At 57.8% G+C, this 17,763-nt stretch carries 14 protein-coding genes and 3 pseudogenes; 5 read left to right on the top strand and 12 right to left on the bottom strand.

What is annotated here, in order from left to right; translation table 11 throughout:
* Positions 1–420 precede the first annotated feature (420 nt).
* On the bottom strand, positions 421–1,134 hold the full coding sequence (locus tag GA0061101_RS36450) for a GNAT family N-acetyltransferase (protein WP_092577365.1): 714 nt from the start codon (positions 1,132–1,134) through the stop codon (positions 421–423).
* Positions 1,135–1,525: 391 nt separating this feature from the next.
* Here GA0061101_RS36450 and GA0061101_RS39730 point away from each other — a divergent pair, with 391 nt between their 5' ends.
* The 3 genes and pseudogenes from GA0061101_RS39730 to GA0061101_RS39145 all read left to right on the top strand — a co-directional run.
* Entirely contained in the window at positions 1,526–1,711 is a 186-nt protein-coding gene (locus GA0061101_RS39730; RefSeq protein WP_092577362.1) for a hypothetical protein, read from the top strand.
* Between the two features lie 408 nt (positions 1,712–2,119).
* Positions 2,120–3,193 (top strand): acyltransferase family protein, encoded by a 1,074-nt coding sequence (locus tag GA0061101_RS36440; RefSeq protein ID WP_245297653.1) that lies wholly within the window; start codon positions 2,120–2,122, stop codon positions 3,191–3,193.
* Between the two features lie 11 nt (positions 3,194–3,204).
* Positions 3,205–3,333 (top strand): annotated as a pseudogene (locus GA0061101_RS39145) (IS5-like element ISNeu3 family transposase); the annotation flags it as partial.
* 184 nt (positions 3,334–3,517) lie between these two features.
* On the opposite strand, the gene GA0061101_RS36435 reads toward GA0061101_RS39145, so the two are convergent.
* On the bottom strand, positions 3,518–4,630 hold the full coding sequence (locus GA0061101_RS36435) for an ABC transporter permease (protein WP_037191245.1): 1,113 nt from the start codon (positions 4,628–4,630) through the stop codon (positions 3,518–3,520).
* Positions 4,631–5,019: 389 nt separating this feature from the next.
* On the opposite strand from GA0061101_RS36435, the gene GA0061101_RS36430 reads away from it, so the two are divergent.
* Positions 5,020–5,937, top strand: a complete 918-nt coding sequence (locus GA0061101_RS36430; protein ID WP_092577359.1) for a recombinase family protein — start codon at positions 5,020–5,022, stop codon at positions 5,935–5,937.
* On the opposite strand, the gene GA0061101_RS41240 is transcribed toward GA0061101_RS36430, so the two are convergent.
* Genes GA0061101_RS41240 through GA0061101_RS36415 form a run of 3 tightly spaced genes read right to left on the bottom strand, consistent with a single transcriptional unit; the run spans position 5,924 to position 9,536 of the window.
* The gene (locus GA0061101_RS41240; protein WP_092577356.1) at positions 5,924–6,988 is read right to left on the bottom strand and encodes a TniQ family protein; all 1,065 of its coding nucleotides are present in this window, start codon (positions 6,986–6,988) and stop codon (positions 5,924–5,926) included. The genes GA0061101_RS36430 and GA0061101_RS41240 overlap by 14 nt on opposite strands.
* Entirely contained in the window at positions 6,988–7,854 is an 867-nt protein-coding gene (locus tag GA0061101_RS36420; RefSeq protein WP_245297655.1) for a TniB family NTP-binding protein, read from the bottom strand. Before GA0061101_RS36420 ends, GA0061101_RS41240 begins: the two co-directional genes overlap by 1 nt.
* 44 nt (positions 7,855–7,898) lie before the next feature.
* Complete coding sequence (locus GA0061101_RS36415) at positions 7,899–9,536, bottom strand: Mu transposase C-terminal domain-containing protein (protein WP_092577348.1); 1,638 nt, start codon at positions 9,534–9,536, stop codon at positions 7,899–7,901.
* 257 nt (positions 9,537–9,793) lie between these two features.
* Here GA0061101_RS36415 and GA0061101_RS36410 point away from each other — a divergent pair, with 257 nt between their 5' ends.
* Positions 9,794–10,738 carry an aromatic alcohol reductase gene (locus GA0061101_RS36410; RefSeq protein WP_092577346.1) on the top strand — a complete coding sequence of 315 codons (945 nt, stop codon included), beginning with the start codon at positions 9,794–9,796 and terminating at the stop codon, positions 10,736–10,738.
* 134 nt (positions 10,739–10,872) lie between these two features.
* On the opposite strand, the gene GA0061101_RS36405 is transcribed toward GA0061101_RS36410, so the two are convergent.
* The 7 genes and pseudogenes from GA0061101_RS36405 to GA0061101_RS36375 form a co-directional block, all read right to left on the bottom strand.
* Complete coding sequence (locus GA0061101_RS36405; RefSeq protein ID WP_092577344.1) at positions 10,873–11,298, bottom strand: winged helix-turn-helix transcriptional regulator; 426 nt, start codon at positions 11,296–11,298, stop codon at positions 10,873–10,875.
* 445 nt (positions 11,299–11,743) lie between these two features.
* Positions 11,744–14,509, bottom strand: a pseudogene (rbbA, locus tag GA0061101_RS36400) (ribosome-associated ATPase/putative transporter RbbA); the annotation flags it as partial.
* Positions 14,510–14,520: 11 nt separating this feature from the next.
* A complete protein-coding gene (locus GA0061101_RS36395; RefSeq protein WP_092577339.1) occupies positions 14,521–15,591 on the bottom strand; it encodes an HlyD family secretion protein in 1,071 nt (356 codons plus the stop codon).
* Positions 15,592–15,833: 242 nt separating this feature from the next.
* Positions 15,834–16,022 carry a hypothetical protein gene (locus GA0061101_RS36390; RefSeq protein WP_037191250.1) on the bottom strand — a complete coding sequence of 63 codons (189 nt, stop codon included), beginning with the start codon at positions 16,020–16,022 and terminating at the stop codon, positions 15,834–15,836.
* A gap of 27 nt (positions 16,023–16,049) precedes the next feature.
* On the bottom strand, positions 16,050–17,078 hold the full coding sequence (adhP, locus tag GA0061101_RS36385) for an alcohol dehydrogenase AdhP (protein ID WP_037191253.1): 1,029 nt from the start codon (positions 17,076–17,078) through the stop codon (positions 16,050–16,052).
* Positions 17,079–17,142: 64 nt separating this feature from the next.
* Positions 17,143–17,421, bottom strand: a pseudogene (locus tag GA0061101_RS36380) (aldehyde dehydrogenase family protein); the annotation flags it as partial.
* A gap of 15 nt (positions 17,422–17,436) precedes the next feature.
* Positions 17,437–17,763, bottom strand: a 327-nt coding sequence (locus GA0061101_RS36375) for a transposase (RefSeq protein WP_141694169.1), incomplete at its 5' end; no start/stop codon positions are given.

Below are 17,763 nucleotides of genomic sequence, written 5' to 3'. Positions count from 1 at the left end.
CATAGACATCCCCAATGCTCTCTTTGACCATCTGAAATAAAGGGAGATGCTATTCGATTTCGCATCGGGTGGAAACTGGAGGCTATTCGGTTTTCCTGGTGATGGGCAGTGACCGGTGCTCCGGCCCCACATTATCCTCATCCTCGCCGCCCTGTCGTCCGCCGCATGTCACAAACTATATTGCGGCGTCGGACGGAATGCGCGCAAACTCAGTGAAAATTCCGGCTCCTCACCTTGAGCGCATCGATGTGCAAATCAGGCATTTATCCCGAGCCGGAGACTATGCCGAGCCGGTTCCCCAAAGCCCGAGATTTCCGGTAAAGCCGCGCGGCAAGCTCGGCATATTTTCGAAGCACTGGAGGACGGGTTTCGGCCCAAACCGACCATCTCGTTTATTAAGGGCGCTTGGTCTGAAACTGCTCAGTTATCAGGAAACGCTGTCGATAAACGCCGCGTCATAAAGAGGCTTATTGGCGTTCTCGCGTAGGGCGGGAACGGGTCACAGGGCTTGTAGCCCCCGCGCCGATAGAGTTGCTGTGCCTCCGTATTACGCGTCCCCACCTCGAGCAGCATGGTGAGTGCGCCAAGTTTTATGGCCTGAGCTTCCGCCCCTTTAAGGAGCGCCATGCCAACACCAGCGCCGCGCGACTCCGCGTCAACGATCATACGTTTGAGTTCAGCCGAACAATCACCTCTGTCAAACAGCACGCACATTCCGACCGCTTTCTCGGCGATACGGGCGATCAGAACATAAGTGTCGGTCTTTGCCAAAGACGCCGCATTGATCGGCCGCCGATATTCCCCTGGGTAAAGCAGAGCGGCGACGGCATCCGATTGCTGCAGGAGAGATGACACATCCGACTGCATCGGGTGTTCGAGCGTAACGGAAACGAGGTTCATCAAAGCGAAGCTCATGTCGGGAGGTAAGGCCAACGCATGAGACTGCGGCCAACACGCATTGTCAACAGGTCCCGAGATTTGCTGCCAATCCAATGGCCGGTTATGGCGCAGAGTGCTTTTGGCCCTATAACCTTCATCCATCATACAGTTGGTGTCGGATCGCACGCAGGCCTGATGTGGCCAATTGTCGATAGTTTGCGAAAGAATTGCACTCTTTGCTGGTGTCGTGGTCATGCTCGGCTCCGCTAAATTTGTAATAGCGAAGGTTGGATATTATGCCGAACTTGCTGTCCGGCTTTACCGGAAATCTCGGGCTTTGGGGAACCGGCTCGGCATAGTCTCCGGCTCGGGATAAATCCCATTATGCCGAATTCGGCATAACGGCACATAGATCTCGCGGATCTCCATCGCCATTCGCTCTCTCGAATCCGGACGGCCGCCGCGGCCAGTCGGCAGCTTGACACGACAACACGGCTTCAGGCTGTTCAGCGCAGCCTAGTGGAGACTTAGATGAACCGAATCTCAAAGCGAGGAACTTTGACAACCAGAAAGCAGAGGCCAAGATCGGCGTCCATGTTCTCAACCGGATGACTGAACTCGGTCGTCCAGAGATCCAACGCGTCGCGTGAAATATGCTGTCTTCGGCATCCTCATGGCCTGCCATGACCGCGGCGCTTTCCGATGGGAGGACAATGTTTGCCGGGGCGAAATCGACAGCGACGGCAAGCTCGGCCGTTTCGAACGCCATGGCATCGGCTTCATGATGTCCATGGAGCGGCCGCTCGCGACTGGCGCCATCTTTACATGTTGATCGGCATCGTCTGGGGCTGCGGCGCCCTTGAGTGGAAGTATCGGCGGATCAACTGTTCAGCGAATTAATTCATTAACTTACGCAGTGATACGTTGTTGTATCGACCAATGCGGCAGTTAGAACTAAATCGAATTTCGGATTGGAGCTTCTGGTGACTTTTTATCAAAAATACTTGATGATCGGATTAACGGAACAGCCACCAGCGTTATGCCCCAGGCGGCGGGGCTAACACAGATTATGGCAACTCAACCCAGGCGACCGTTGGCTCCCTCGGCGTCGGCATGAACAAGGCCTACTGAGGCACCATCTGACATGACTTGGAACCGGATCGGAGCAGAACAGAGGCAATCGATTGGAATTCCGCAATCCACGAAAGCGGATGTCGCTGCCAAACTCATAAATCTTCAAGTGCTTCGAGCGCTCGCGGCCTTGTCTGTGGTGGTGGCACATACCATCCATGAAACTGAAAATCTGGCTGTCGTGACAGCACGCCAAGCCGTCGACGCCAAGGCATGGTACCTCGGCTACGGTGTCGATATCTTCTTCGTCCTGTCGGGCTTCATCATGATGCATACCGCGGCGGCAGAGTTCGGCAAAAGCGGTGCTTCCTTGCGCTTCTTCCTCAGACGTTGCGCACGCGTCGTTCCGCTCTACTGGTTGCTAACGAGCGTCATGCTGCTCGGCGCGGCCGCGGCGCCTTCACTGCTCAACGTTCCAGTTGGCGATATTTCTCATGTCGTCGCATCCTATCTCTTCATCCCTGACATGCGTGGCGCGAATGAGATCCGGCCTGTGCTCGCCCTTGGCTGGACCTTGAACTATGAGATGCTGTTCTATGTGCTCTTCGCGCTGGCGCTAATGATGCCGATCCGGCCGGGCATTATTGGGCTGTCGGTACTGATGGCTGCGCTGGCCCTCGTTGGCACCACGATTGAACCACGGAATGTCCAGATTGCTTTCTGGACGAACCCCATCATCCTGGAATTTCTGTTGGGTGTATATGTAGCGTTGATTTTCCGCATCGGCCTGCGGATCGGTCCTGGGGTGGCACTTGCTCTGATGGCGATCGGGCTCATCGGATTCGCTCGTTTCTCCACTCCCTGGGACGATGCGGCTCTGCCGCAATTCCTGCGCAGAGGTGTGCCCGCTGCCGTGTTTGTCCTAGCCGCCGCAATCGGTCCTGCCCTTCCTCTCAAACGGATCGTGCTGTGGGGCGTCGCCGTTGGAGACGCTTCCTATAGCCTCTATCTCGCCCATCCCTTCATCGTGCGGCCTATGCGGGCCATTTGGGCGAAGGCTATCGGTGACCACCTCTCTCTTGGCCTGTTCGTCATCTATGCGACCATCGGTTCCATCATATTCGCGCTAGCGCTCTTCAGGGTTGTCGAAAGACCCCTCACGATCTATGTGCGAGAGCTGGGATCCGGCCGCAAACAAAAAACGGAGAAGCGGCTTTCCGGTGTTCGACCGCGCGATGTGTAAAGCGGGTAAGCGAGACGGTGTATAAGCGTTTCAGCCGCTGGTGCCATGCCGGCGTCTGGGAGCGGGTGTTCGAGGCCCTGACGGCAGACCGCAACAACCAATATCTGATGATCGACAGCAGGATCGTTCGCGCCCATGAGGATCGGTTTCCGGCTGCTTCGTTGCCCATTAACGTATCTACCCATACCCCAATTTACAATTAAAGGATGCATGGCGCAGCTGCGAAGTTGTGCCGTGACGAACCAGGCGAAAGTCCTTCCTTCGCTGATTTCCTTTCTTCGATGGTGGGGAGCGGCGCGTAACCGGCGCGATAATGGAGCGCCGTCATCTCAAGAACCTCCGAAACCGCCCGAGAGCAAAGAAAAATAGGACCATTCCGATAGCAAGCAAGGATAAAAGCTGCGGCCAGACGACATCTATGCCGGCGCCTCGAAAGAGCACGGCTTGCGCCAGAATGACGAAGTGGGTGTTGGGCGCAAGAAGCATGATGTTCTGAATGATTTCGGGCATGCTTTCGCGTGGCGTCATGGCGCCGGACAGGACCTGCAGCGGCAAAAGCACAAGAATGAGGAGCAAGCCGAATTGCGGCATCGAGCCTGCGACGGTGGCCAAAAATATTCCCATCGCCGTCGTTGCAAAAAGCTGGAGCGCAGTTCCAAGCAGAAACAGCGCCATCGAGCCTTCGATCGGTATGCCAAGCAGACCTTTGACCACCATGAAGACAGAGACGGCTGTGGCGACCAGGACCACGAGTCCCATCGACCAGATCTTGCTCAGCATGATCTCCAGTGGGGTCACGGGCATGACGAGCAAATGCTCGATCGTGCCGTGCTCCTTTTCGCGGATCAGGGCGGCACCCGTCAGCACGATCGAAAGCATGGTGATCGAGGTGATGATGTTATTGATCGAGCCGAACCAGGATTTGTTAAGCTGCGGATTGAATCTGGCCCGCAAGGTCAGATTCACCGGCACGTTGCTTTCAGCGCGATAGCGCTTCATGAATTCATCGACCTCGCTTGTGACGATGGTCTGGATATAGCCGCTCCCGGAGAAGGCCTGGCTCATCCGCGTGGCGTCGACATTGAGCTGAATCGCCGGATGTTGCCCCGCCATGACCTTGCGTTGAAAGTCCGGGGGGATGTTGAGCGCAAATGTGTCGAGGCCCGCATCCATCCGCTGATCCATCTCGGCGATGGAAATCTGCTTGGGTGGCACGAAGTAAGGGGGATAGAAGGCAGTACTGATCCGCCCCGACAGCGGCGACTGATCCTCGTCGACGATGGCGACAGCCGCGTTGTTCAAGGTTTCCGGCAAGGCACTGGAGCCAGTATAGATCTGCAGCGTGAATGCATAGACGACGAGCAGGACGAGCATCGGATCGCGGGCAAGCCCACGCAACTCCTTGATCCCCAGTTGCAGGATATTGGACAATGCCATGTCATCCCTTGTCGGTCGCCCTGGATGAGCGGAAAGCCTTGGTTTTCCTGTGTTTCAGGTTGATTTCTGCTAGGTTCGACGGAAACATCTTCGCTCTGCAGGCCACCCGGAGCAGCCCTCCCCTGCCGATAAACCCAGAATTCTCTGGCGTCTTTACACGCGAACCGTCTTTCATGGCCCTCCCCTCCTCCGATCTCCTTATTTTCAGGCATTTCCGCCACAGATGGCCGCCAGAGCGCGTTTCACGCTGGTTACGGCCGGATGCCCGTTCGACGTTGCATTTCGAGTCTGATGGGGCTGCATTTAGACCCTAAAACACGCTTGCAACTGGTCATTTTCTCACGCATTCATTATTTGTACAAAGCACCCGAAAAGCGCGCGAGAAAATCATGGCAAAACGGCAAATCGCCAATCCATCGCCAGTCCCGAAACGTCTTATAGGATATGCGCGTGTCTCGACCGACGAACAGGTGCATGACGCACAGATGGACGAGCTGCGTGCCGCCGGCTGTGAGAGAATATTTCAGGAGCAGGGCTCCGGCGCATCGCGGGCGCGACCAGTTCTGACAAGGTTGCTCGGAGACCTCAAAGCCGGAGACGTGCTGGTCGTCGTCCGGCTGGATCGCCTTGCTCGGTCTGTGAGCCACCTTCTGCAAGTGATCGAAGATCTCGAAGAGCGTGGTGTCCATTTTCGGTCAATCCGCGATCCGATCGATACGTCCACGCCACAAGGCATGTTTTCTCTCCAGGTCCTTGGCGCCGTCGCGCAGCTCGAACGAGCGCTGATCGCCGAGCGAACCAAGGCCGGCATCAAGGCGGCAAAAGCCCGCGGCAAGCTGCCCGGCAATCCAGGCCTTCGGGAGAGACGACCGGAGGCGATCAAGGCGGTGTCGAAGGCGCGAGAAAAAATCTATCTCGATGAGCTGATCTCCTCTGCGCAAACCTGGCTCCCGACCGTTCGGCAACTCCGCCCAAAACATAGCTGGGACAATGTCGTGCGTGTCCTCAATCGCAGAGGCCATGACTGGACTGAGGAGAGGCTACGTAGAGCCGTGCATCGAATGGTTCGCGAAAAGCTGGCAGATCCCGAGCTACTGGTTCGCTCTCCGCGCCGTGCGCCAGAAGATCATCTCATGAAGCTCGTCGCAGCGATTTCCATTGCCGATCCCGGCCTATCGCTGCGCGACATTGCCAGCCAGCTAGATCAGATGGGAGAGCGACCGGCGCGCGGTGGTCGCAAATGGCAGCCGTCATCCGTTCGCAACCTGTTGGATGAGGCGCATCGGTTCGGCCTTATCCGTCATTGAGGGCTCGGAGCATCAACCTGCCGATTGCGCGGCTTCTTTCCCTGCCCGCTTTCTGCGGAAGAGACTTCCAAGCTTGGCTCCGGATAATGTCGCTGGCGAGCTTCCGGTATTCGGGCTCAGGACGTGGTGTCAAATGGGAAGTCAATTGGGCTGGCAACGGTGCGTGAGGATTTGGGACGGTGGGCTTGAGCTCGAATCGCGAAAAGGCCGTGCGAGCGGAAGACGGAAGTCGTTTCGTTTCGGAGCCCATTCCAAAGAGCAGCTCCGCGATCGCCGCAATCGTCACCGCCCGCCATGCCGGTGAAAGTTTCGTCAGCGGCGCAATGTCTGTCGATGCCGACGGACGCCGACCATAGGGTAGCGGCAGGCCCAGCGAGGTGATGTAGGCCGCTCCGTCCGAAGTCGGCGCCCAGAAGAAGCGACTTGCCATCTCGATAAGGTCAAGCTCCGGTTCGCCTTTGGCAATGGCGTCGCGGATCGCCGTAGCTACCTGAACTAGCTCTGCTTGGTCGCGTCGCTGAAAACCCCGCGCCGAGACGACTTTCTCGCAATTACGACAAAACAGCCTGACGACACCGGCGGGTGTCTGCCGAAACTGAAACAACCCGCTGCGAAAACACCGGGCACAGTTATTCTCGAGGCCAGTTTTGTGCCGAGGACAGACCACTGCTTCGACGCTTACCCACGATCGCCGACAATAATGGTCCCTCCCCTCTTCGGCATCCTCATCCAGGCAGACCGGGCAGACGCCTCGATCCAAGGGGTCACCCACAAAAGAGCTTATAGGCCGCCCGGCGCTTTTAAGTGACAGTCGGTCCAGATCAGCTTCACGGGTGCGACAGGCGAGTGCCCAAAGCCGAGTTAGGTCTCGATCGGGCTGAAAGTCGCGGCTGGAGAAGTCTTGGCTTTGGACGCCAAGCGTCCCGGATATCCAGCTTTCAACGCGCTGTGGCGAGGTAGAATAATGACTTGCGACCCGCCAATGCCAACAACTGAGAAGTTCATCGTCAAAGGGACGAGGTGCGACGGCAAGGAGCCGCACCTGTCTCATCAGCTTGCCTGCCGCTGTAGGCGGCGTTCCGATCGTCGCGCCATGGCGACCAGTGGCAGCACGAGGTTGTCACCGTCGAAACTGTCTATGGTGATTGCCTCCACCCCGGTCCGAACAGCTTCAACTGCAACGGTCTCGATAAGCCGAAAAATCCGGACCGTGACGCCGTCGGTCATGTCCAGCACCTTCCGCCTCACCGCCGCAGACCCAAGTTGCGATGGCTCGCGCAAAGGGAGGATGCTCCCAAGGCTCGCAAAAAGTTGGGCGAGCTGCTGTGTATTGGACCAGCGCTTGAGATGAAAGGCCTCGAACCGCTCCGCAAGCTGCGGATCCGTCAACAACGCCTGGCGGGCCAGATCCGTGCCGGCGCAAATCAGCGGGACTTTCAGGTCATTTGCGAGAAAGCGAATGACATTGAGGAAGATCCGTTGCTGCCGATAGGTCCCAGTCAGCATAGCGTGGATCTCATCAATGATCAGCATCCGCACACCCATCTTGCGCATCAAGGTGCGGCAAGTGTTCTTCAGACGGAACGTTGCATCTCCTCCCGGGCCAGGCGCGCTCATCGCATTGAGAAGCTCACCATAGACGTCGCGCTCAACAGGTTCAGCGGGCATCTGCATTGCCACAACCGGCATGGTCGTCACCCCAGTTCCGCGATCGAAAGTGGGTTGGTGATCGCGAAGAAACTTTCGGATGATCTTGGTCTTTCCCATCCCGGTATCGCCGTAGAGGAGCAGACATGGCATTCGGTCTCGCGGCGGATAGGAGAGCAAATCCTCAAGCCGCGCCAAAGCTGCCCTCGCATCGGCCGTTTCCAACCAACGATCGGCCCGGATCCAGGCGACCCGTTCTTCGATCTCCATTTCGGCATATTGCCGATAGCCCGGTTGCAGATGGCGATATTCCATCATGACCACTCCTCTACCGACAACGGGGACAGGTCGAGGAATTCGCTCTCATCGTCATCATCCGTCGTTCCGATCGTATGTCGCTCCGTGGCGGCAAACGCTCGTGCCTGCCTCTCCACTCCTCGACGCATGCTGCGTGTTTGACGACCGGCCATTTCAACGATCTGCCGCTGGGCTTCGATGGTCTCGAAAATCAGGTGCTCATCGACAGATTGCAGTCCACGAGCCCTCAAAGCGGCCACGGCCTGTCGATGCTCCCCAAGCGTGATCCGCGGTCGGCCAAGGTCCGCAAACCGAACCGGCCAGCTTTCGCCGGTTGGCCCATCGACGAACACGCATGAAATATCTCGAGGATCGTAACGGACCCGCATCTTGTCCGGCGCACCTGTCCATGGGCTGAGGACATCGTCCCAATATTTGAGACCGAACAGGTGAAGTCCGTCTCGGCGGATGACCCGTTCCTCGAACGGTAAAAAATCCAGGACGAAACGGTGTCCGTCGTATGGGAGCCGTAAAGGCTCACGACGCGCAACGACGGCATCCTCCCAAGCCAGACGAGGCGGAATTTTTAGGGCACGGTGAATATCGGCGTGATAGCGTCCGACGATCTCGAGGGCCAACCACTGCTCCAGCTCGTCAAAGGTCATGACCGCATGCTTTTGCGGATCGTAATCGCCGCGAGAGGCGACATCACTCGACGTTGAGCCGGGGAGGAAATGAACTGCTCCCATCATAGTGCCGATAAGCCGCTCGATGTGCCCGCCGTAGTGTGGGCGGGCAACCGGTCGGTGGATGAGATTGATGCCGTGCTCGGCCGCACCCCAGACGAGGGCTTTCCCCCGGAATTCCCGAGCATTGTCGAGATGAATAGCGGTGGGCAAACCATAGACTGGCCAGTCGCCGCTCACTTTTTGCTCAGCAAGCCAAGGCGTCTTCGGTAGAACCATGTGCCGGATGGCTAAGGCCACGGAGGTTGACGATGGATGTTCGAGGCTCAGATAAAAGCCGGCCACCATGCGGCTGGCGATGTCGATTGCCAAGGTCAGCCAGGGACGCTGTAGCGGTTGGCGGTTTACAGCATCAACGACGAAAAGATCGACCAACGTGTGATCGATCTGCACAATTTCCATCGCATGCTCTGCCGAATATTCACCGACGACGGCGGAGAAGCGCTGACGTGAGGCCGGTGCGCCCTCTCGGGCTTTGGTCAGCTTTTGCCGGTCGGCCTGATCGATGCGAACCTTCACTGCCTTCCAGGAGGGGGCCGCCAGGTTTCGCTCGCGGCAAACGAATCGAACATGGTCGTGCACCGCGGTGATCGTCGGACGCTCGCGGCGGCAATAGGTTTCCTGGATGGCTTGCGTGACAACCGCTTCTTGTTCTGGAGATAGAAGCCGCCGCCCCTTCTCGGGGCCGGGCGTCTCGTCTAACAGCGAACTTGTGACGGGCTTGCGCCTGAATTGTCCGAGCAATTGATAGAACCTCGATTGTTTAAGGCCGAGTTGCTTGCAGGCGGAAGATCTCTCCGTAACGCTCAGCGTTCCTCCGAAAGCGAGCGGACGAATGACCGCATCGCGAGCCAAGGCCTTCTGCCAAGCCATCTCGCTTATACGCATCCCATTGGGTGTCTGCGCCATTGAGACCTCCCAGCCGACAATCCGGCTTGGCCACTATCAATCGCTGCTGACCTCAGGATGCTCGCCAATGATGACACCTGGATGACGCCGTCTAGTAACCCTCCATGCCTCATGGCGGCTGTTGGGCCCAAAGCGGACAGCCGACTACGGCATTGTCGTTCTTCTGATTCGCTGCAGTATCATCCGTGTACCTTCTTTTCTTCGTGGGCCTGACTTGCCAAATAGCGGCAACACAGGATTTTGAAGGATTGAAATCGATGAACACAACAGTCTCCACCGTGAAGTCTCGGAACATTCTTGTCCTCGGGGCCGGGGAACTCGGCATGCCCGTCCTGCGCAATCTGGCTCTTCGCGCCAAGGACGTCGAGGGCGCGAAGATCAGCGTTCTTCTGCGCGCCAGTACTGTTGTATCAGATGTGCCGGCGAAGCAGCGTGACATCGCTGAAATCCGAGACCTTGGTATCGAGATCGTCGTAGGTGATTTGGTGAAGAGCTCAATCGACGAACTGGCGTCTCTTTTCTCGAGGTACGACACCGTGATCGGCTGCGCTGGCTATGCGGCTGGGATTAATACACCGATGAAGCTTGCCAAGGCGGCGTTGCAGTCCGGGATTCCACGCTATTTCCCTTGGCAATTCGGCGTCGATTTCGAGGCGATTGGTCGCGGCGGCCCGCAGGACATTTTCGACGCTCAGCTTGATGTCAGGGAACTCCTTCGCTCCCAGAGCAAGACAGAGTGGGTCATCATCTCCACCGGCATGTTCATGAGCTATCTCTTCGAACCGGATTTCGGCGTCGTTGATCTGCAAACGGACACAGTCAACTCCCTCGGCAGTTACGACACTGCTGTCACGCTGACCACACCCGACGACATTGGTGCTCTCACCGCTGAAATCGTCTTCTACGAGCCGACCATTAGCAACGAGATCGTCTTCCTTGCCGGGGATACTATCACCTACGGTGAACTCGCCGACAAGCTGGAAGTAGGTTTGAACCGGCCCTTCAGCCGGTCCGAATGGACTGTCCCGGTTTTGATGGAGGAATTAGCAAACGACCCCCAGAACATGATGCGCAAGTACCGAGCAGCCTTTGGTATCGGGCGCGGCATGGCGTGGGACAAATCCAACACGTTCAACGTACGCCAAGGCGTCAAAGTGACGGCTGTGTCCGATTGGATCGAGGCGAACCTTAGCGGCAAGTGAGATCGCCCGCAGGCATCGTGGACAGGAAACAGTGACTTGGGAGCGTGGTCCGAGAATGCCCCCAAGTCACGCTGTGATCCGCATACGCTAGACTGCGGGCGTGCTTTCCTCCATTTCGACGCAACGCTTGTTCGTCAAAATGTCTGCCAGGAAGGTTTTTCTGGCGGGCAGGAATCGTAATCCTCGCGTGCCTTGCGAAACTCGCCGGAATTCTCCACGACCCATGTCCACAGCGGAACCATTCGGATGAGAAGACCCATCCCTAGTTCTGTCAGTTCGTATTCAACCCGAGGCGGCATCTCAACGAGATCGTGGCGAGTGACGAGACCATCTCTTTCGAGTTGGCGTAGCGTTCGGGTGAGCATTCGCTGCGTGACGCCGTGCATTCGTTTTCCGATATCTGCGTGCCGGAGCCTGCCATAGACACCGAGGGTATGTATGACGCCGAGCGACCATCGGCTTCCCGCGTGTGTGAGAACCTCGCGTCGCACACCGTCTTCGTCCTCACGAAGGCCATCGCACACCGCTTGAGAATAGGTAAGCATCTCTTCTCTGGTCATTACTCTTGCCTCCGGTCTTCCAGTCCTTTCGTCTTACCAGCCTTCAGGAGACATTCCACCTCCCTCTCCTGCGTTTGAAAGGTCCATAGAATTTGACAGAATGACAGCGTCGTTGGTGTTACCGATGGCTGAAGACGTCCGCTGCTGGCGGATACTGTTGAAAAACTCCAGCAGGCGGCTTTTCCATCGGGATCGCTGAAATAATATTGCGCATGCCAAGCTCTCCCTGCATGGAACACGCAAAGTGGTTTCGCCTCTGCCGAACCGTCCGAAAACTATACCTGTCGATCCGGCCGAGGAGTGCCGCTGCAAATGCTCAGTGGAGTTTTTCAACAGTATCGGCGCTTTCCGGTCAATTCAGAAGATTCCGCTGATCTTGGAAGACTGGAATAGGTATCATTACAACGGAATCGATTTCGCTAAACCAAGCTGATCGACATCCCTCCTGCTTCTTGATTAGCAGCGTCCCCAGGATCGAAAGGATCGGGATCGCGATCAATAGCGGAATAAAGGAGCCGTAGAGGCCTGCGAAGTCGAGCGCCTTGGAGAAGGTGCCGCGAGAAATCGTCATGAAATAGGTGGCCGGATAGAGCTCGCCGATGAGAGCGCCGGCGCCCCGTAGCGATGAGACCGGGTCGATCATGCCGGAATATTGCGTCGCCGGTATCAAGGTCAGGAGCGCGGTGCCGAAGATGGCCGCGATCTGGCTTTTCATGAAGGACGAGATGACGATGCCGATCGAGGTTGCGATGATCACATAGAGCAGCGCCGCCGTCAGATAGGTCAGATAGCTGCCGGTGAACGGCACGCGGAAGACCAGCGTGGCAAAGGCCGTCAGCAGAACAAAGTTCAATAGCCCGAGCGCGACATAGGGCAATTGTTTGCCGATTAGGAACTCCAGCTTGCTGACCGGCGTGACGTAAAGGTTGATGATCGAGCCGAGCTCTTTCTCGCGCACGACACTTAGGGCCGCGAGCATTGCCGGGATGAGCATCAGCAGCAGCGGGATGACGGCAGGGACCATCGCCACCAGGCTTTTGACGTCGGGATTATAGCGAAAGCGCGTTTCAATGGTGAACGAGCCTTGCGTGGCCGCCGCCCCATAGAGTTCCTTTGCCTTGCGTGCCAGCCAGTTGGCATGCATGCCCTGAACGTAACTCCTGACCGTTTCGGCCCGTTGCGGCATCGCCCCGTCGATCCATGCGCCGATTTCGACGACATCGCCGCGCAGCACGTTTCGGCCGAAGCCAGGCGGTATCTCGATGGCGAGGCTAAGTTCGCCGTCCCGCATGCGCCGATCCATATCGGCATAATCCTTGATTGGCGCCTTCTCGATAAAGTACCTCGATCCGGCAATATCGAGTACATAATCGCGGCTGATGGTCGAGCTATCGCGGTCGAGCACGGCAAAGGTCAGATCCTCGACATCGAGGTTGATGCCATAACCGATCACGAACATCAGGATAACGCTCCCGAGAACGGCAAGCGTGCCGCGAACGGGATCGCGTTGCAGCTCCAAGGCCTCGCGGCGCGTGTAGCTGAACATGCGGCGAAAATCGAAGAAGCGGCGGCGTGTCGGCGATGCGGCTGCCTCAAGGGCGTTTGCCATGACGACAGGCTTTGCCTCCTGGCCACGCACAATGCCGGACGCCTCCTCGAGATAGGCGATAAAGGCGTCCTCGAGTGTTTCCGTATTGCGGCTTTTGGCAATGGCGGCAGGGGTGTCGCTTATCAACACCTTGCCTGCGTGCATCAGCGAAATGCGATCGCAGCGCTCTGCCTCGTTCATGAAATGGGTCGAGACGAAAATCGTCACATCGTCTTTGCGCGACAGGTCGGCAAGGATCTGCCAGAAAGCATCGCGAGCAACGGGATCGACACCCGAGGTCGGCTCGTCGAGAATGAGAATGTCCGGCGCGTGGATCATCGCAACCGCAAGCGATAGCCGCTGGCGGATACCGAGCGGCAGTGTGTCCGGCAGTGCATCCATCACATCGCCCAGGCCGAAGCGATCGGTCATTTCGGCGATGCGCGCGGGAATCCGGTCTTCCTTCAGCTTGAAAAGACGGGCATGGAGATCAAGGTTTTGCCGGACCGTCAGCTCGCCATAGAGCGAGAAGGCCTGGCTCATGTAGCCGACGCGGCGCCTGACCGCCATGTCGCTGGCGTCGACCTTGCGGCCGAAAAGCTTGGCTTCGCCTTCGCTGGCGGCAAGCAGGCCCGTCAGCATCTTCATCGTCGTGGTCTTGCCGCATCCATTCGAACCGAGAAAGCCAAATATCTCGCCCTTGGGGATCTGAAAGCTGACATTGTCGACCGCGGTGAAATCGCCGAAGCGCATGCTGAGATGACTGGCCTCGATGGCGTAGACACCACCAGCCGTCTGCGGACGTGGCGGAATGATGATCTCGTGATGATCGCGCCGATCGGCTTCGGGAAGCAGAGCGATGAAGGCAGCGTCGAGATCGCTGGTCTGCGTGCGCTCGAGAAGTTGCTTGGGAGTGCCGGTATCAAGGACTTTGCCGGCATTCATCGCGATCAGCCAGTCGAAGCCGGCCGCCTCTTCCATGTAAGCGGTCGCGACGATGACGCTCATACCGGGCCGGCTTGCCCGAATGCTGCCAATCAGTTCCCAGAATTGCCGGCGCGACAGCGGATCGACGCCTGTGGTCGGCTCGTCGAGAATGAGCAGGTCGGGATCATGAATGAGAGCGCAGCACAATCCGAGTTTCTGCTTCATGCCACCCGACAGTTTCGCCGCGGGGCGGTCTGCAAAAGGACCGAGGCCGGTGCTGTCGAGCAATTCGGCGATCCTGGCCGTCCGTTCATGTTTGTCCTGCCCAAAGAGGCGCCCGAAGAAGTCGACATTCTCGAAGACGGACAGGGTTGGATAAAGGTTCTTGCCGAGCCCCTGCGGCATATAGGCAATCCTTGGGCAGGTTCGCTCGCGATGCCGGGCATCACGCATGTCTCCGCCGAACACCTCCACGCGTCCCGTCTGCACCGCGTGGGCACCGGAAATCAGCGATAGGAGGCTTGACTTGCCGACACCGTCGGGGCCGATCAAGCCGGTCATTCGCCCCGATGGAATCTCAAGCGTGACCTTGTCCAGCCCGATCGCATTCTTGTAGACGAGCCGGACATCATTCAGCCTGGCAACTGCGGCGCCGCTCTCGTCGTCTTTCGGTGTGCCTTCGATGGTTTCCGCCATGTCGTCAACCGCTACTTGACGAGGTTGCGTTCGAGATTGTCAGGCCATTGCGCCTGCGGGTCGAGGCGGACATAGGCCATGCCTGGCAGGCCCGTTTTGACATATTGGATGTATTTCTTCAGAAGCTCCTGAGGGATCTGGGCGCGAACGCGGAAGGTGAGCTTCTGCCGCTCTTCCTCGGTTTCGACTGTTTTCGGCGTGAATTGCGCAACGTCTGCAACGAACGAGACCTTGGCGGGGATGGTGTATTGCGGCGCCGCATCGAGCACGAGACGGACGTCCGACCCCATCGAGGTCCGGCCTGCCTGTTCCGTCGGAAGGAAAAAGGTCATGTAGACATCGCCGAGGTCGACGAGATTCAACACCCGGCCGCCGGCTGCCAACACTTCGCCAGGCTGGGCAATGCGATACTGGATCCGGCCATCCCTCGGAGCCTTGAGCGTGCTGTCGGATATATCCGCTTCTATGCTCTCAATCTCGGCCTTTGCTGCATCGACCGCCGCTTCCGCATCCACCACTTGCGCCTTGGCAGCATTGATGGCGGCATCCGACGCTGCAAGAGCTGCCTGCGCCGAGGCAAGCGTTGCCTTGGCTGCCTGCTCGTTCGCTTCGCTGTCATCGACGATTTGCTGTGAGACCGTGTTGCTGCTCAGCAGCTGCCTGTTGCGAGCATTGGTCTTGCTTGCGGAATCGAGCTGGGCCTTGCGCTGTTCGATCACAGCCATCGCCGAGGTCTTTTCGGCCTGGCGTTGGGCAACAAGGCTATGCGCCGTGTCGATCGAGATCTGGGCGCGACGCAGCTGCGCTTCCGCCTGTCGCTTGCGGGCCGCGAGCTGAACCGTATCCATTTGGGCGAGCGTCTGGCCGGCGGTGACGAAATCGCCTTCACGGACCAGCAAGTCCTGTAGTCGCCCGGCAGTCTTGGTCGAAATGTCGATTTCAACGGCCTCGATGCGCCCATTGCTTGCAGCAAAGCCGTCGGGAAGGCTAGGAGCATGGATCTTGATCCATGCGTAGTAGCCAGCCGCTGCAACAATGAGAATGATTGCGCCCGCAAGCAAAGTCTTTCGTGAAACAACCAATCGGTCTCTCCATAGCCGGCGACCTGCGTATTATCGGGCCGCGTACGAAAATTACTTAGAACTTTCAATCACCTAATCAGACGACCAGCTAACTGGTCGCTATTTCGAAAAGGATATCACGTCAAGCCGCTCATCGTCAGGCTTGTCTTGAACACGAAGACATCACCCACGAGCGCAAGCGGAACAGGCAGACAGAATGCGCTTGCAGCAAACGCATCCATCCGGGACGAATCGCATTCAACCTAGACGACCATTTTGGCGGCCGCGACTGCGTCAGGTAGCGTCGCCGCGGCGTCGACGCCCTCTCCACCGGATGCAAATCCATCCGGCAGATGCAGAAGGCGGGAACCCAGACGCGGCTCGCCTGGATCTGGCTCTCGATGCGGCGGCTCGGTCCAGACAAGCGGTTCGCCGATTTGGTGAAGCACCATCGCGTGCATCACGGCATTGATTTGGTTTTATTTTGCAAAGTCGATGACGATCCGGCCCTGGATATCTCCCTTGTGCATGCGAGCAAAGATATCGTTGATATTTTCGAGCTTGTCGGTCGCAATCGTCGCCTTGACCTTGCCTTCGCCAGCGAAGTTCAGCGCCTCCTGAAGGTCGAGGCGCGTGCCGACGATCGAGCCGCGCACGGTAACCCCGTTCAGGACTGTGTCGAAGATCGACAAGGGGAAATCGCCCGGAGGAAGCCCATTGAGGGACACTGTGCCGCCGCGGCCGACCATGCCGAGGGCCTGTTCAAAGGCTTTGGGTGAGACAGCCGTAACCAGCACGCCCTGGGCGCCGCCAACCTCCTTCTTCACAAAGGCGATCGGGTCGTCCTTACGGGCATTCACGGCAAGCGAAGCACCGAGAGATTTCGCAAGATCGAGTTTTTCATCATCGATGTCGACGGCGATAACGTTGAGCCCCATCGCCTTGGCATATTGGACTGCCAAATGCCCCAAACCGCCAATACCGGAAATTACCACCCAGTCGTCGGGCTTCGTGTCGGTGACTTTCAAACCCTTATAGACGGTGACACCCGCGCATAGGATAGGCGCAATATCGATAAACGACACGTTATCGGGCAGATGACCGACATAGTTCGGATCGGCAACGACATATTCCGCAAAGCTGCCGTTGACCGAATAGCCGGTATTCTGCTGCTCCTCGCACAGTGTTTCCCACCCGCCCAAGCAATGCTTGCAATGTCCGCAGGCGGTATAAAGCCATGGCACGCCGACGCGATCGCCTTCCTTGACATGTTTCACGCCAGAGCCGACAGCCACGACGTGGCCAACGCCTTCATGGCCCGGAATGAAGGGCGGCTTGGGCTTCACGGGCCAATCGCCTTCTGCGGCGTGGAGATCGGTGTGGCAGACGCCGGTCGCGGCGATCTTGACGAGGATCTGACCGGCGCCAGGTGTCGGGACGGCGGCCTCCTCGATAATTAGCGGCTTTCCGAATTCGCGGACGACTGCGGCTTTCATAGTCTTGGCCATTGTGAGACTCCTTGGCTTGATGTTCGTTCATGAGGGACGCTCGACAAAGCGTCCCCTTGTGCGTTCAGAAATGCGCATCGATGTCGACGACATCGATGAGTTTGTGATTGACGAATTCCTTGAGACCGAGACCAAGAAGCTCGCGACCGTAGCCTGAACGGCGGATGCCGCCGAACGGCAAGTCTGCCTCGACTTTGGTCGGATGATTGACAAAGACCATCCCAGTGGAGATGCGCTTCGCGACTTCCGCGCCATGCGTCGGATTCGACGTGAAGACAGAGCCTCCCAGGCCGAACGGGGAATCATTAGCGATGCGCACAGCATCTTCCTCGTCCTTTGCTCTAGGGTGGAGACTCAATCAAACCCACCATATGATGGTGGCAGCGATATAGCATGTAGCTGCGAAGTTGATGGCGAGCTTGTCGTATCGTGTTGCGACGCGGCGCCAGTCCTTGAGACGGCAGAACATGCGTTCGATGATATTTCTTCGCTTATAGGCCTGCGGATCGAAAGGCTGGATGCGTTTGCGGGTTGGATTGTTTGGGATGACGGGGCAGGTTCCTCGCTGAATGAGGAAGCGGCGAAAGGCATCGCTGTCATAGGCAGTATCGGCTGCGCATAAACGGCTGGGCGGCAGGGGTGCAAGCAGGTTGGCGGCGATGGGAGCGTCGCCACGTTGTCCGGG

This window comes from Martinezella lusitana, from assembly GCF_900094565.1.
In the GTDB taxonomy this organism is placed as follows: domain Bacteria; phylum Pseudomonadota; class Alphaproteobacteria; order Rhizobiales; family Rhizobiaceae; genus Rhizobium; species Rhizobium lusitanum.
Note: the sequence above shows the minus strand (reverse complement) of the source record. Positions and strands in the feature narration are given on the sequence as shown.

Bases quoted from the DNA above. Each gene is read 5' to 3' on its own strand.
- GA0061101_RS36435 (WP_037191245.1), bottom strand. From the start codon at position 4,630: ATGGCATTGTCCAATATCCTGCAACTGGGGATCAAGGAGTTGCGTGGG.
- GA0061101_RS36405 (WP_092577344.1), bottom strand. From the start codon at position 11,298: ATGACCAGAGAAGAGATGCTTACCTATTCTCAAGCGGTGTGCGATGGC.
- GA0061101_RS36450 (WP_092577365.1), bottom strand. From the start codon at position 1,134: ATGACCACGACACCAGCAAAGAGTGCAATTCTTTCGCAAACTATCGAC.
- GA0061101_RS36420 (WP_245297655.1), bottom strand. From the start codon at position 7,854: ATGGAGATCGAAGAACGGGTCGCCTGGATCCGGGCCGATCGTTGGTTG.
- GA0061101_RS36430 (WP_092577359.1), top strand. From the start codon at position 5,020: ATGGCAAAACGGCAAATCGCCAATCCATCGCCAGTCCCGAAACGTCTT.
- GA0061101_RS41240 (WP_092577356.1), bottom strand. From the start codon at position 6,988: ATGAGACAGGTGCGGCTCCTTGCCGTCGCACCTCGTCCCTTTGACGAT.
- GA0061101_RS36415 (WP_092577348.1), bottom strand. From the start codon at position 9,536: ATGGCGCAGACACCCAATGGGATGCGTATAAGCGAGATGGCTTGGCAG.
- GA0061101_RS36390 (WP_037191250.1), bottom strand. From the start codon at position 16,022: ATGGTGCTTCACCAAATCGGCGAACCGCTTGTCTGGACCGAGCCGCCG.
- GA0061101_RS36410 (WP_092577346.1), top strand. From the start codon at position 9,794: ATGAACACAACAGTCTCCACCGTGAAGTCTCGGAACATTCTTGTCCTC.
- adhP (WP_037191253.1), bottom strand. From the start codon at position 17,078: ATGGCCAAGACTATGAAAGCCGCAGTCGTCCGCGAATTCGGAAAGCCG.